Here is a 270-nt window from a genome sequence, read left to right as displayed (position 1 = left end):
GCGGCCACCAGCACGCCCTTTCCCGCTTCGAGCGCCTGACAGGCCTCGATCTGGAAGGGGTCGAGACCGAATTCGTACATCTCGCGGAAGGACGCGAGCGCGGTGGCCTGCTCGACAGCGCGCTTGCGTGCTGCCGCATACCGCTCGGCCGGTGAGAGATCCTCTGTCATCGTGCTTTCGAGACTACCGGCCCCCACTGACAACAGGACGATCATTATCCGGATCGATGCCTGGGAAGCCCACAATCCGTGCAGCTCAGGCAATACGGAA

At 63.0% G+C, this 270-nt stretch carries 1 protein-coding gene; it reads right to left on the bottom strand.

Annotation, left to right across the window (positions count from 1 at the left end; translation table 11 throughout):
- Positions 1–215, bottom strand: a 215-nt coding sequence (locus STRTUCAR8_RS47005) for a hypothetical protein (RefSeq protein ID WP_158697508.1), incomplete at its 3' end; no start/stop codon positions are given.
- Between the last annotated feature and the right edge of the window lie 55 nt (positions 216–270).

This window comes from Streptomyces turgidiscabies Car8, from assembly GCF_000331005.1.
GTDB classification, from domain to species: domain Bacteria; phylum Actinomycetota; class Actinomycetes; order Streptomycetales; family Streptomycetaceae; genus Streptomyces; species Streptomyces turgidiscabies.
This window is presented reverse-complemented; position numbering and strand designations above follow the sequence as displayed.